General features: G+C 24.3%; 11 protein-coding genes. All 11 read right to left on the reverse strand.

Annotated features, from left to right (window positions below; translation table 11 throughout):
- Positions 1-51 precede the first annotated feature (51 nt).
- On the reverse strand, positions 52-1,251 hold the full coding sequence (gene hemA / locus Q0087_RS02670; protein ID WP_297898128.1) for a glutamyl-tRNA reductase: 1,200 nt from the start codon (positions 1,249-1,251) through the stop codon (positions 52-54).
- Between the two features lie 3 nt (positions 1,252-1,254).
- Complete coding sequence (locus Q0087_RS02675) at positions 1,255-1,887, reverse strand: bifunctional precorrin-2 dehydrogenase/sirohydrochlorin ferrochelatase (protein WP_297898129.1); 633 nt, start codon at positions 1,885-1,887, stop codon at positions 1,255-1,257.
- 448 nt (positions 1,888-2,335) lie between these two features.
- Positions 2,336-2,818: a methanogenesis marker 9 domain-containing protein gene (locus Q0087_RS02680; RefSeq protein ID WP_297898130.1), complete on the reverse strand. Its 483-nt coding sequence runs from the start codon at positions 2,816-2,818 to the stop codon at positions 2,336-2,338.
- 567 nt (positions 2,819-3,385) lie between these two features.
- Complete coding sequence (atwA, locus tag Q0087_RS02685; protein WP_297898131.1) at positions 3,386-4,975, reverse strand: methyl coenzyme M reductase system, component A2; 1,590 nt, start codon at positions 4,973-4,975, stop codon at positions 3,386-3,388.
- Positions 4,976-5,169: 194 nt separating this feature from the next.
- The gene (locus Q0087_RS02690) at positions 5,170-5,889 is read right to left on the reverse strand and encodes an MJ0144 family RNA dihydrouridine synthase-like protein (RefSeq protein ID WP_297898156.1); all 720 of its coding nucleotides are present in this window, start codon (positions 5,887-5,889) and stop codon (positions 5,170-5,172) included.
- Between the two features lie 769 nt (positions 5,890-6,658).
- Positions 6,659-7,420, reverse strand: coding sequence for a GTP cyclohydrolase III (locus Q0087_RS02695; RefSeq protein WP_297898132.1), 762 nt, complete (start codon positions 7,418-7,420; stop codon positions 6,659-6,661).
- Positions 7,421-7,835: 415 nt separating this feature from the next.
- The gene (gene cofD / locus Q0087_RS02700; RefSeq protein WP_297898133.1) at positions 7,836-8,732 is read right to left on the reverse strand and encodes a 2-phospho-L-lactate transferase; all 897 of its coding nucleotides are present in this window, start codon (positions 8,730-8,732) and stop codon (positions 7,836-7,838) included.
- Positions 8,733-8,905: 173 nt separating this feature from the next.
- Positions 8,906-10,354 (reverse strand): polysaccharide biosynthesis C-terminal domain-containing protein, encoded by a 1,449-nt coding sequence (locus Q0087_RS02705; protein ID WP_297898134.1) that lies wholly within the window; start codon positions 10,352-10,354, stop codon positions 8,906-8,908.
- A 67-nt stretch (positions 10,355-10,421) separates the two neighbouring features.
- The gene (locus tag Q0087_RS02710; protein ID WP_297898135.1) at positions 10,422-11,903 is read right to left on the reverse strand and encodes a sialyltransferase; all 1,482 of its coding nucleotides are present in this window, start codon (positions 11,901-11,903) and stop codon (positions 10,422-10,424) included.
- A gap of 536 nt (positions 11,904-12,439) precedes the next feature.
- Positions 12,440-13,492 carry an N-acetylneuraminate synthase family protein gene (locus Q0087_RS02715; RefSeq protein WP_297898136.1) on the reverse strand — a complete coding sequence of 351 codons (1,053 nt, stop codon included), beginning with the start codon at positions 13,490-13,492 and terminating at the stop codon, positions 12,440-12,442.
- Positions 13,493-13,516: 24 nt separating this feature from the next.
- Positions 13,517-15,238, reverse strand: coding sequence for a cytidylyltransferase domain-containing protein (locus tag Q0087_RS02720; protein ID WP_297898137.1), 1,722 nt, complete (start codon positions 15,236-15,238; stop codon positions 13,517-13,519).
- Positions 15,239-15,254 lie beyond the last annotated feature (16 nt).

The following is a 15,254-nucleotide window of genomic DNA, read 5'->3' on the forward strand; positions in this document are numbered from 1 at the left end:
AAAAGGAATATTACTAACTATAGTTATAATTAAAAGATCATTAATGAATTATTATTTAAATATGGATTCTAATGTCTTTATAACATCATGATCTTCTTCTTCAGCAACTTTTTTGATATTTAAAGACATATCATGAAATATTTTATTCACAATAGATTTGGACATATTATCAATTATTTTAGCACTACCTTCAACATTTGAAAGTTTTGAAGTAGCTTTTAATGCTTCTTTTGTTCGAATATTCTCCATTGATAACCTTATATCCGCTAAAAGATCTTCAACTTCCATTAATTTAAAAGAATTTTTAAGTAAATTAAACTCAGATTCTATGATTCTTTCTGCTTCTTTAGCTTCATTTTCCCTTAGCTTTTTATTTTCATCAGCTATTCCCCTTAAATCATCAATATTAAAAAGTTTAACACCTAGATCTAATACATCTTCATCAATATCTCGTGGATTAGCTATATCAATCATTATAATTGAAGAAGCTTTTTTAGAATCTATAAAATCTTCAATTTTTTCTTTATTTAGTATAGTGTGAGGAGCCCCAGTAGCACTTATAATAACATCAGCTGTAGGCAAACATTGACTTAATTCATCTAAAAGAATAGCTTTTCCATTAAGTTCATCAGCTAATCTAACTGCACGATAGTAAGTTCTATTTGCAACAAATATAGCTTTTAAATCCTTTTCAGCGAGAGCTTTTGCAACTAATTTTCCCATTTTCCCAGCACCAATTACCAAAACATGCTTGCCTTTTAAATCACCAATATTCTCTTCTGCCAAATCCACAGCTGCAGATCCAATAGAAACAGAACCTCTATTTATATATGTTTTTTGCCTTACAACTTGTCCTACATGAATAGCTTTTGTAAATAAAGTGTTTAATATCTTACCACAGTGATTTTCATCAATACTTCTTTTTTTAGCACTTTTAATTTGACCCAATATTTGATCTTCCCCAATTATCATTGATTCAAGCCCAGAAGTCATTCTAAAAAGATGAATTATAGCCATATCATCATAATGAATAATTATATTCTCATTTTCAGTTTTAAAACAATCATTTTCATAGCTAACAATATCAGTATTTATATAATATTCAACCCTATTACAAGTATTTATCTCAACATATTCTTTAATATCTAAATCTTTTTTAATCTTGTTGAATATGATTTCTAAATCTTTTGCTGTTGTTTCTATTGTTTCAATATTAGCAACTTTATGGTCAACTCTCAAATTGATTATCAATAGTTATCCTCCTTCATTGTTTATAATTTTTTCAGCACATATTTTAGCTTCTTTTAAATCATTTTCTTTTAATAAATGAGAAATATTATCATCTTGAAGAATTTTATATAAATATTCTTTTCTAGTTTTTTGATTATCAAATTTTTCTTTCAAAATCTTTCTTGAAAAATCTTGTAACTTAATTTGAAGTATATCCTCTTCAGAAATTATATTTTGAATCTTTTTTCGAAGTTCTCGAGCCATTAATGGACTTTTACCATTAGTGAAAATTGATATCTGAATATCTTCAATATAAAAACTAGTTGGAACAATAAGATTCCCTTTTTCAGGAAAATCTGCCCGGTTTAATAATTTATCTTTACTAATTAATGATATATAATCATTTTTAATTTTATCCCCACTAGCTACAACAACAATATCTGCCCAACTAACTAATTTTTTATATGTTTCTTTAGAGTTATCTTTTTCCAATATTGCCCCTTTGTCCATTAATTCTTTTGAAATCCTATTTCCAGATAATATAACTTTTGAACCATTTTTAAGAAATTTATCAGCTCTGCGATGTGCAACTTCGCCAGTCCCCAATATAAATACCTTTTTTTCATTAGCATCCAAAAAAATTGAAGTCCAAGTCATTATATCACTTTATACAAACTTATTTATAGTTTAATTGAAAAATATTTGATTAAAAAATGTGCAAAAAGTATTTAGCTAAAATATTTTATAAAATATTCAAAAAGGGAATAATATAAATAAATATTTTATAATATATTTTATAATATATTTTAATTTTATAAATATAAGGAATTAAACTTTAAAAATATAATCCTAAATAAAAAGATATATTCCATTAATAATTATAGTTACTATATAATATAAAATATTATCATTTTAATTTATATAATAATATTTTTAATAGAATAATAACTGATTATAAACTAATTTTTTTATATTTTAATTAAGAACATATTTTTTATTATAGAAAATTTTTAATTATATAAATTAAAAATTTCCTATTTTCTGCTTTGATAATTTATTAAATAAAAAAAATAAATTTTTAAATATAAATAAAAAATTAAAATATTTATTCTGATTTTTCCAAAGCTTTCATTCTGAGTAACTTCATAGCAGTTCTTAAATCATTATCACAATCATGAAGAACCTTAACTGCCTCTTCATCAGTAATTGAAAATGCATCAACTAATGCATTTACATTATCATTATTATTACTATTGCTACTTCCAACTAAAGTTTCAGATAATTGTTTTTTTAAAGTTAAATACTCATCTACACTCATATCAATATTTCTCAAAACCATATCTCTAAGTGGACAAGGTTTTGATGTTTTACAACACCAGACTAAAGACCCAAAACATGTCCCAGCTCCTTCCCCAAGTCTAGTTTTTTTCGCAAAGTCCTCTTTAATATCCATATATTCTTGTGGAGATAAATTTACATCATCAAGAGCGTGTAATATTGGACAAGGTTTTACTGGTGGGCAACAAAAAGCTAATGCCCTGCTATCTCCACCCCTGCATACATGTGATGGTGCGTCATCCCATACCATTAATAATCCTCCGATAAAATTTAATATTTAAAATTATTTAATATTTAAAATTATTTAGTATATTTTAAATTAAGATTTAGTTATTTTTAAATATTAATCTCAAAACATGCCACTAATGACTTATTATATTCTTTTAAATTATATATAAGTTATTATTTGACTTAATATTTTATTATTGTGAATAAAATTTAGTATAAACTTTTAATTAAACTATAATATTATAATTTAATAATAAATCCTAATTATTAATTTAGTTATTAATTTAATTATTAATAAATATGATTTAAAAAAATCAATTTTTTAAAAAAAGTATATTTAGTCTAAAATAAAATTTAGTTTACAATAAATTTCTAATTTTAAATATTATATTAATTATACATTATATTTAAATTATTCTCATTTAGTTCTAAAATTCAAAAATAAGATACATTATAATTTTTAATTATGTATTTTTAATCATATAATTTATGATTATTATAATTATTATTAAAATAAAAAGAGTTATTAATAATATTTAGATTACATATTCTTATCCAAAAACAGCAATCTATTAATTATTAATATTAATTAACCTAACATCTTTTCTTCTTCTTCAGGAGTTAATTCTTTTACTATGTCTTTAGGTTCCCCTATTTTAAGAATTTTTCCTCCCCTCATCAAAGCAGTCCTATCACATACATCAATCACAAAGTCCATATCGTGAGAAATAATTATAAAAGTCTGTTCTAATTCTTCTCTAGCTTTTAATATTGAATCTGTTACTTGTACTCTTGTAATAGGGTCCATTGTTCCAGTTGGTTCATCCAATATTATAATATTTGGTTCTTTGATTAATACTTGAGCTATTGCAACCCTATGACGTTCTCCACCACTTAGTTCATTAGGTTCTTTATTTAATATAACATTAGCCTTATCATCATCAAAACCTACTGCATTCAATGTGTGTATAGCTTTCATTTTAGCAAATTCTGCAGGAAGTTCTAAACTTATAGATTCTGTTAAATTTTCAAGAACTGACCTATAAGGATATAAAGAGTATTCCTGATGGAGTAAACCAATATAAGGTATAACTCTACCTCTACCTAATGGACCAGATTTAGTCATATCAATCCAGTCATCCCCTAATTTAATTTCTATTTCACCAGAACTAGGTTCAGTTAATCCAATTAGCATCCGGGATAGAGTGGTTTTTCCAGATCCACTAAGTCCTACAATACCAAATATTTCATTCTTATTAATATTAAGATCAACACCATCTACGGCTTTAATAACCCCTCTTTCAATTGAGTAATAATGTTTTTTCACATCATCAACATTAATAACAGGACCACCATATTCTACTTCATCTACTTTTTTAGGTAATGGGACAGTCTCTAAAAAATGTCCTACAACATCATTTGCAGATCCTTCTTCAATTATTTCCCCATTATCTAACCAAATAACTTTATCGGCAAGTTTATTCATTACTTCAGGCCAATGAGAAGTAATTACCATGGTTGTACCTTTGTTTTTAACACCATTAATTAAGGTTTGGTGAAGATATTCAGCAGTTTGTGGATCTAATGTTCCTGTTGGTTCATCCGCTAAAAATAACATAGGTTCTTTAGCCATTTGCCTTGCAAGAACAACTCTCTGTTTTTCACCACCACTCAAATCACGAGCAACATGAGTAATTCTGTGACTCATTTGAACCATGTCAAGAAGATCTAAAGCTTTATAAAGATTATCTTCATATTCTCCCTCATCCATTGCTCTCAAAACATTTTCAATTACTGTTTCTCTTTCATAAAGAGCAAAATTCCTTTGAAGCATTATTGAAACTCTTTTTCGAATTTCTACATAATCTTTTCTATCGGAATGCCAAAAATCAACAGTTTTAGCTTCTAATTTACCTCCACAATTACATGTTTCGCCTACTTTTGATGGAGGTTCAACATGAGAGCACTTATTACATATAGCTATGTTAAAAATCATTTGGCCACTATCTGGCTCATATTCTTTTGTTCCCCTCAGCATATTTATTAGAACAGATTTACCACATCCACTCCTACCAAGAATTCCAAGAACACTTCCTTCTTCAATTTCAACATTCAAATCTTTAAGAACAATAACTCCATTGAATGTTTTTGTAATATTTTTAAGCTCTATAAAAGACATATCTCCACCTTTAAAAATTAAATTGATTGTATATTAGTAATATCTTAATCTAATATTCAAAATATATTATTATACGATTTAATAATATAATTATCGTTATATTTATTTTATTATCTAAATACACTCCCAATAGTATAATATTCGCACTTATAGCATTTAAAATTAATGTTTATTGATAATTTTTTAATATAATTTCATATTTTAGAAATATCAAAATTTAATTTTCCATCAATTAAAGCTCTTGCAATAGATATTCCTGAAGCACCAGCATCAATCATCCTTTTTCCACTTTCAATATCAATTATTGAATTATTACCAATTATAAAAATATCTGTTTCATTAGATATTTCCTTTATTAAGTTAAAATCAGCATTAGGGACCCCTGGTTTCATAGCATCGATATGAATATAATCTGCACCCGAATTTTCTATTTCCTTAGCTACAATTAAGTTATCTACATTTTTAACATTAGCCCTAACCTTTACAGAAACTTTTTGATTAGATTTTACTTTTTTAACAACTTCACTGACAAAATCATTCAAATTATTTAGATCATTAAGCATATTTTGACCACAACCAATGTCTAAAAATTCTTTTTGTCTGCAATGTGCATTTATTTCAATAATATCTAAATTATTTATCTTACTAATTGCTATAATTGAATCGGGAGAAGTAGCCCGTAAATTTACAGAAATTTTAATTTCTGGATGCCTGTTTTTTATTATATTTATTTCATTTTCAATATACGAATACAATTCCTCCAATGGAATTATAAATTCACTTCTACCCCTTTTTAAAATTTTTTCCCCAGCAATTACTGTTTTATAATCAGTATTATACCCTCCAAGAGTAAAAACATCAAATCCATAGGGTATGACTTTTAATGCAAAGTTACTATCAGTTATTCCTGCCATGGGAGCAATTACTTTAATCATATTCTCTCCAGTAAATATAAAAATTACAAATGAATATCTAATAATGGCAATTTTCAATAAAAATTTCCACATAATAAAAATTTAGTTATTATTTTTAAGTTTAGGGCATAAAAGTTAATAAAATAACAAAGGTTAATATAAATTAGATATTTCATTTTATAATAATATCAATTTAAATATTTAATCTTTACCCCAAATTCTACAATAATATTATCATCCTAATAATATTTTAATATTACTTAAAAATTTTTAATTTTTTTAAAATGATTATATAATATTTATTTTTATTAATTTAAATATTTTATTTAATCATTTTTATTATAATTTAAGACCATATATAGATAGAATAATACAATTAAAACAATAAAAATAATTATCTAGGCAATATAAAATTTAAATTTAATATAAAATAAAATTAAAAAATAAATAAAATTAATAATATAAATAAAATAAATAGAATTAAAAAATAAATGAAATTAATAATATAAATAAAATAAATAGAATTAAAAATAAAAAATTATACAAAATATAAATTAAAAGTAGATTAATAAATACTTAATTTTATAAAAACTTATTAAATAATTAAATAACTTATTTTAAAAATATTTTTTAGTTATTTTATTGTATAGTATCTTCAATTCATATCTATTAAAAATAAAAGAGAATTGTTAAGTATTTAGGTTTTTAAAGATTAATTAATATTTATCTATAAATATTATACATTAGATCATTATTTAAATAATTGAGATCAATTTATTTTTTCTAAAACATAAACTAATTCTTCATTATTTCCTTCCCTTATTTCTTCTAAACCTAAATCCGCCATATAAGCAGCATCTTCAGCATTGTCACTCCTTCCAACACCTGCTTTTAGAGGAATATCAATTTCTTCATCAATTTCCTCGATAATTTCCATTAATTCATCAATACTTAGCTCATTACAAGGAGACATGAAATTATCCCCACCAATGAAGAAAAGTAAAGATCCTTTTTCAATTAATTTTGTCATGAGATAATGTTGAGCTTTATTTACAAGAAAATTAGTGTCAAAAGCAGGAATTATATCGGTTAAAGAGTCAGTAATCCCATTAATATCTATATGCGCCATTTGAACAAAGCTATCTTCAGGTTTCACAAGAGAATCAATAGCTAAAATTTCCTTTCTATCTTCAGATTGAGCCCCTCCCTTCTTTTGAAGAACTTCAGTAGCTATTTTTTGTGCTTCATAAGGTGTTTTTGCAGTTCCAACTCCCATACTAATGGTTATAGGATATCTATTTCTTATAGAACGTTGAATCCTCATATGATCTTCTTCATTAAGACCATTTGTGACTGCTAACATATTATCAAACCTAGTATAAAATACTAAACCTTTTTTCATTGCGATTTGTCTTTGTACATCTGCAAAAAGTTCTGCCTGTAAAATTTGGAGGTCTGATTCATTCCTAGGGTTTGGAGTGACAGTCCATGGCCCATAATTATCAATCTGAATTAATGTCATTTGTATCATATTAATCTCACCTTAATACTTAAAATAAATATTACATATAGCCTTTTATTGTTAGTACTTAAATATATTGTTATATAATTTTATATAATTTTAAAATTTTTCAAGAAGAATAAAATTTTTTAAAGAGTATAAATATAAGATTTATATTAAATTTATTGTATTTTAAATCCTAGTTATTAATTAAATTTTAAATAGTTACCTCTTAATTATCTATTAAACTTATTTTTATCTTCCATTTATTCATTGAATAAATTAATATATTTTTAAATTAATTCTATAATAAATTAATCTTATAATAACTTAAATGTATAATAAGTTAATTTTATAATAACTTAAATGTATAATAAGTTAATTTTATAATAAATTAATTAACTATAGAAGATTTAATAGAATAAAAAAGATTAAACTAAAATATTTATTTTAAAACTATTCTAGCTAAGTTTTCTTTATCAATAATATTTTTCATATTAGTATTAGCTACAATAACCTCTTCAATTAGTTTTTCTATATTTTCTTTTAATTCTCTGTCAACATCATCAATTATAAACCTATCTAAAAAATTTTTATAAATAGATGCAACACCAAAAGAAGAAACTTCATAACCCATAGATTTCATAAATTTCCCAGCAGGTCCGCTGAAAGGACTATTTCCAATTATAGGTGAAACAGCAACCACATAATTGTTTTTTAATGCTTTTTCAACCCCTTCGAGATTTACTATCGGGAGAATTGAAGTTATAGGATTTGAAGGTCCGATAATAACCATCTCAGATTCTTCTATTATTTCTAATATATTTGGACTTGGTTTTACACTAGTATAATCTATTCCAAATACTTCTGGTTTAGTTTGATGCTCTATTAAAAATTCATGAAATTTAAGGTGCCCTATGCTTGTTTTAACAGTTATATCAGAGTGTTCATCACTCATTGGAATTACTTTTGATTTAATACCCATCTTTTTTCTTTGAATATCTACAGCTTGACTAAGCCCATATTTTTTCATTAATATTGTTTTTTGAATCTTAGTAGCTCTGTCCTTATCCCCTATTCTTAGAAGTTCAGGACAGCCTAATTTTTTAAGAGACTCATTTGTTAAAAATGTATCGTTTTTAATTCCATACCAAGTTTCATCATTAATAACATCAGCTAAAGTATATAGAACAGTGTCAATGTCTGCTGCTACATATACTCCTGAAAAGTAATCATTCTCAACAGTATTAACAATTATATTCAAATCAGACGGATCATGAATATTTTTAATTCCTTGAATTAATTTTGGAGTTCCAGTTCCACCAGATAATACAGCAATCAAATTAATAACCTTTTTGTTTATCTATATTTTAAATTTAGTTAAATATAGTCCAATAATTTAAATTAATTTTTTAGGTTTATATAATTTTATATTTTCTTTTGATAATAAAAAATTATAAATTGATATTATTTAAAAATTATTCAAATACAAACTTAAATAATAAAAATAATAAATCAGCTTTCATTTATCATTTTTTTGAAGAAGTTAATTTCTTCTTTATTTATTCCCCTTATTAAAAATAGAATTATGAAATAAATAGCAATAGCTACTATTATTGTGACTAAAACATTTAATAAACCATAAGGATTCATCAAAAATACAAATATCCCCATAATAATTGAAGATATGATTATTCTTATTAAAGAATTAATTTCAAAAGGAAGTTTTAAATATTTCTTACTATAAACTGCAGTAATCAAAAATGAGAAAAGATAACAAAATAAAGTTACAATAGCAGCCCCAATAATTCCAATAAATGGAACCGCAATAATATTAAATATAATATTTAAGAACCCTACAATAATCCAAATTTTACCAAGAATTTTTGTTTTTTTCTCCAATATTAATATATTATTTGTTATTCCATACATTCCCATAAATATAGCACCAAGACAAACAAATGGAGTTATTAAATAGCCATTCATAGCTATTTCTGGAGTTGTTATAATTAGTAAAAGTTGTTTTGAGAGAACCGAAAGGCCTACTGCTGCAGGGATTGTTATAATCAAAAAATATTTCATAGAATATTTAAGAAAGACATTTACTTGTTTTAAATTACCCTCTTCAAAATATTTTGGAAGTACTGCTGGAAGAAGAAGTGCAAATGGAGATAAAAACATTAAAAGTATGCTCCCAAGAGCATAACTTGGAGAATAATACCCTACAGCGGCCGAACCAAGGAATATTCCTATAACATATTTATCACTAGAATCAACTACCCATGATGAAACATTGCTAGGAATTGTTGGAATAGCAAATTCCAACTCCTCTTTCAAATTTTTAAATTTTGGAATATTTAAACCCAAATAACCCCCAATTATCAGTAACATTATAATAAAAACAATTAAATATCCAACAAGAAGTCCAAGAACAACTATTTCGATATTATAGCCTGACAAAGCAAGGTATGAACTTACAATGACCCCAATATATGTTTGTAAAGCTAAAAATAAAGAGTATCTTTTAATTTGTTGAAAAGTTCTAAAGAAACTAATAAGCATTAAATTCATACATGCAAAAAAGGAGATTATTGAAACAATATATAGTATATTTAAATTTCCTCCAAAAAGAGAATTAGCAATTTGTACTTTAAATAATATAAAAATTAAAGAAATTATTAAACTTGAAGCAAAAACAACTGCCAACATTGAATAGAAAGAGTCCCTAATTTTTAATTTATCATTTTCTGCAGATAAAAATCTTACCATTGTATAAGGAAGCCCAAGATTAGCTATGTTAGGAATTAAAGCAATAGTAGTATTTACCTGTGCCCAAATACCATAATCAGCTACTGGAAAATTTTTAGTTATTATTGGAATAAAAATTAATCCACTAATAGATATGAGTATATTTGTTATTCCAACAATTCCAATTCTCTGGATAAAACGTTTATACTCATTCATTAACTAATCACCACTTGTTTTCGATTACATAAAAGCATTATTTCTATAAAAAGGATTATATTAAATTTTATTTTTTAAATGTCCTATCTAAAATAGATTTATCATATTCTTTAAAAAATAAATCTCTATCATATTCATCCATATTTAAATTATTCATAAAATTAATTATATCCTCTACATTATCTACCTTTTTAACATAATTTTTATCAACTAAGCCATCCATATATTCAGAACCTGGCAAATCTATTATAAATGTTTTACAATTAAATAAAAGTCCTTCATAAATAGCTGTTGAAAATACTCCAATTTGATATTTACTTTTTGAAAAAAGTTCATATAATGAAATTTCATTATTATCAATAATTTGAAAATTATCTAATTTTTGAGCTTTGACTAGACTATCATAATTGTTTTTCCAATTAGAATATTCCCCTGGATGTAACTTGTAAATGATATTATAATTATTCTGATTTTTTTTATCAGTATCATTTATTTTTTCATTTATTTTTTCAAGTTTACGAGCTAATTCATAAGCAAAATTAGATAAATATTCGCCAATAACTCCTTGAGATATAAATATAATCTGATTTAATTTTTTATTATTAAAATAATCTTTTATAGTGTAATCTAAATGAGGAAATCCAATAGAAACAATGTTTTTTTCACTAATTGGATAATTAGCTACATTATTCCAATATTCACCAAATGTAAATAATTTATCTGGGAAGTATTCAAGCCCTTTATCTTCATCATTAGGGTAATTATATCCTAAATGATATTCACTAATAGTTCCATGCTGTAATTCAATGACTTCAATCTCATTATTGTGTGCTGCTGCTACCATAGCTTTATTTTCATAAGCAACAACAACCAAAACATATTTAGGAGTCCTTTTTTTAAATAATTTATCATACATAGAATATTGATATTTAAAATCTAAGATATGTTTTCTGAAAATATCAAATAGATCAATTTCAATATTGAACATGGATATAATCTCCCGTTGGAGATTAGATATTTTATTTTTTTCACAAGTTTTAAATTTAAGATTATTTTTTTTCTTATAAAAATAAGAACCAAAAAGAATCCTATCATTATATTTAGTAAAATTTTCCTTTTTGGAATAATGTTTATTTAAATAAGGACTTTCAATTAATTCATAGCTATTTCCAGCGTCATTTAAATATTCCAATAGAAAATAAGTATATATATCTTTATACTCCCCATTATGTTTTACTTTTCTTGGGTGATCAAATATCATTACATCTTTATGATCTTTTCCATTTAAAGGATTTGAAAATAAACTATTTTTAATGAAAGGAATAAATGAAAATGCTTTATCTTTAAGATTAACTTTTCCTTGTTGTGGAGAACCAAAAACACCAATTTTTCGAGATATTTCATAATAAACATATACTCTAACTAGTTGCCAAGCATAAACTCCTTGGATTTTCATATGATTTAAATCATATTTTTTCTCTAAAGAAAATATAATATCGCATATTTCTTTAATATTTTTTACTGATTTTTTCTCATTAATCATTGACATATATGATATTTCCTTTGTTAGAATATTTTCTCTTGTTCCTATATTTCCCTTTGTTCAAATATTTCCCTTTGTTAAATTTATTTGTTTAGTTTTTATAATATTTAATATTTTTTAATTAAACAATTTTATAAAAATAATTTAATTTTTCAATTAAAAAGATAAAATAGCATTAGATTTTTAAAATATAAAATAATATCCTAAAAAATCAAAGAAATGAGATTAAAATGAGAAAAATAAAATTAAAATAAAAAATAAGAAAATAAAAATAAGAAAAATAAAATTAAAATAATATATAAGAAAATAAAAATAAGAAAAATAAAATTAAAATAATATATAAGAAAATAAAAATAAGAAAAATAAAATTAAAATAATAAAAAAATAATAAAAAGATAAAAAATATAAATAAAAAATGTAAATAATGGGATATTCTCTTAAAAATAAAATAAGATTATTTCTAAATTATTAAAAGAGATGAAATAAAATAATAAAAATAAGATGAATGAAAAAAATAGTAGTATATAATCTAATTTAAATTTTTATTTCAGCATAGAATAATCTATTAACTCATCTTCTTTTATATTAATCTTTGAAGTTTTACCTATAACTTTATCCAATTCTATTGGAGATATACCTGTTCCTGGACGTTTAAATGATAACATATCTTCAGTTATTATTTCACCAATAGATATATCCATATTAGCTACAATTGAACGCCTTGCTTGTTTTCTAGATTCTTTTTCACAATTTAAGGGAATTTTATTGTAGTTCCCATTTATCTTTTTTATAAAATTTATATTATCTTTAAACTTTTTTATATCCTCAGGATCCATAGCATGATAATGATCGTTTCCCCTTAAATTTTTATCAAGAGTATAATGTTTTTCTATTATATTTGCACCATATAAATATGCAGTTGTAAGTACAAGCATTTTATCATCAGGTTTAGTATGATCAGAGAAACCAATATCATAATCATTGAAATTATCCTTAAGATATTTAATCATTAAAAGATTAGAATCCTCATATTCTGTTGGATAAGAAAGTACACAGTGCATTAGTCCAATTTCATCATTTCCTTCATGTTTAATAGTTTTTATAGCTAATTCAATTTCTTCGACTGTAGAAGCACCTGTAGATAAGATTATTGGTTTTTGTTTTTTAGCTATAGCTCTAATGAAAGGAATATTTGTAAGGTCAGAAGAAGATATTTTATAAACATCCATTATTTCATCAAGATAATCAATAGAATCAAAGTCAAAAGGAGTAGATAAAAACATTATCCCCATTTTATCACAATATTCAGCCAATTTAATATATTCTTCTTTTCCAAAACTATCAAACTTTTTGAATAACTCATATTGAGAAGTAGTTGGTTCTTCATTTGTATCCCAATAAGATGGAGAATTTTTAGAAGCAATTGTATCTGCCTTATAACTTTGAAACTTAACTGCATCTGCACCAGCAATTTTAGCTTCTTTAATCATTAATTTAGCTGCATCCATATTAGAAATATTCTCTTTTTTAGCAATATCGTAATAATTTACACCAATTTCAGCTATTAAAAATGGTTTATTTTGAAATATATTCATAAAATCTCCTTTATTCTAAATTAATCAATAATCATTTTTCATATATTCATTATATTTAATCTTAACAATATTCATTATATTCTCAAATCCATGCTTTAAATCGATGGATAACATCCTTCTGTTCATTTCCATCCTTAGATTAATATCATGAATAACATCTTCAATAATTTTTATTATTTCTCTCTCTTCAATATCTTTACCAAGCCCTAGATTTATAAAACCATTTTTAGCATTTGCAAATGTATGACTTAATTCACGATTATTTTGGCATAAACAAATACATGGCACCCCAATACTAGCTATCTCATACATTGTTCTTCCAGCAGAAGTGAAAATCAAATCTGAATTATACATATATTCACTAATATTTTTAACATTCTCAAAAATTTTTATATTATCATAATGAACAAAATCTTCTTTTATTCTTTCTTTATCCTTGTATCCAAGCCCTAAAATGACTGTGATAATACCATCATATTTACTATTTAATATAGAATTTAAAGTTTTGCGAGTTAAATCATTTGGGTCAGTTCCACCAAAAGTTAAGAGAATTTCATTTACTTTATTGTCAATTTTAATTTCTTTTTTTTCTTGAAAGTAAAACTCATCTTTTAAAATATAATATTTATAACCAGAATAAATATTCTTTGATGGCATTTGATGTTCATATAATGCATCAAAAACTATATCTGCAATTTCTGAACCTTTTCCAATATCTTCAAAGTTAACAACAAAATAGTTATTTCTTTTCAATATAGAAATATATTCATGACTAGTGTTTAAAATATCATTTATTACAATATCCGGATCATAATCTCTTATTTTCTCTATTAAATCATTATTATGACTTTCAATGTTAAATTCTTCTTCATTTTCACCAATAGATTTAATTGATTTATGAGTCAAATAAGGATAATTATAACTTTTTATAATATCAATCCCCAACTTTTTATCTTCATCTAAAAGAAAAAGAACTTCATGATTTGCTAATTTAGAAGCAATAGCTAAACCCCGATATATATGGCCAGTACCGATTTTATTAGTTGCATCAGTTTTTATAATCACTCTTTTTTTATTTATTATTCTCTCAGCTACCCACCAGTCTTCATAATTATCAATATCAATACTTTCATGAGAACTAAGTTCTATTAAATCTATATTATTTCCCATTCTAGAAGTTTCATTTAAAAATTCTCTTTTTGTTGCAAATATGCCACCAGTTTCCCTAAAAGTTTTTGGAAGATATTGACGATTTAATCTTTTCTTATAAAGAGGATAATATTTGTTTTTTTCGCTATCAAAACCCCAATTAAGATGCCTATCATCTACAACACTAATTATTGTATCATTAGAACCCATAGATAGTTTTTCTACTGCCCTATCTATTGTTTCGGTTTTCAATAATGGAGAAGTTGGTTGAATAGTAATTACAAAATCATAATCTACTTCAGAATTTTGTTCTTCTGTTTTAACTGCATCATGTATAACAGGGTCAAGCGGCACATCATCCTTACCTAAATCTCCAGATCTTTTTATAGTAGATGCTCCAAATTTTTCAGCGACAAATTTAATTTCATCATCATCTGTTGTGACTATTACCATATCCACATAATTTGATTTTATAGCTGATTCAATAGAATAAGCTATTAAAGGTTTATTAGCTAATAATCGAATATTTTTTCTTGGAATCCCTTTAGAACCTCCTCTAGCAGGAATAACTACAATAATCTTTTTATTTTTATACATATTTTTACCCAAATAT

This window comes from uncultured Methanobrevibacter sp., assembly GCF_937881195.1.
In the GTDB taxonomy this organism is placed as follows: domain Archaea; phylum Methanobacteriota; class Methanobacteria; order Methanobacteriales; family Methanobacteriaceae; genus Methanobinarius.

Coding starts and splice junctions, on each gene's coding strand:
- Q0087_RS02675 (WP_297898129.1), bottom strand. CDS start 1,887: ATGACTTGGACTTCAATTTTTTTGGATGCTAATGAAAAAAAGGTATTT.
- Q0087_RS02680 (WP_297898130.1), bottom strand. CDS start 2,818: ATGGTATGGGATGACGCACCATCACATGTATGCAGGGGTGGAGATAGC.
- atwA (WP_297898131.1), bottom strand. CDS start 4,975: ATGTCTTTTATAGAGCTTAAAAATATTACAAAAACATTCAATGGAGTT.
- Q0087_RS02690 (WP_297898156.1), bottom strand. CDS start 5,889: ATGGCAGGAATAACTGATAGTAACTTTGCATTAAAAGTCATACCCTAT.
- Q0087_RS02695 (WP_297898132.1), bottom strand. CDS start 7,420: ATGATACAAATGACATTAATTCAGATTGATAATTATGGGCCATGGACT.
- Q0087_RS02705 (WP_297898134.1), bottom strand. CDS start 10,354: ATGAATGAGTATAAACGTTTTATCCAGAGAATTGGAATTGTTGGAATA.
- Q0087_RS02710 (WP_297898135.1), bottom strand. CDS start 11,903: ATGTCAATGATTAATGAGAAAAAATCAGTAAAAAATATTAAAGAAATA.
- Q0087_RS02715 (WP_297898136.1), bottom strand. CDS start 13,492: ATGAATATATTTCAAAATAAACCATTTTTAATAGCTGAAATTGGTGTA.
- Q0087_RS02720 (WP_297898137.1), bottom strand. CDS start 15,238: ATGTATAAAAATAAAAAGATTATTGTAGTTATTCCTGCTAGAGGAGGT.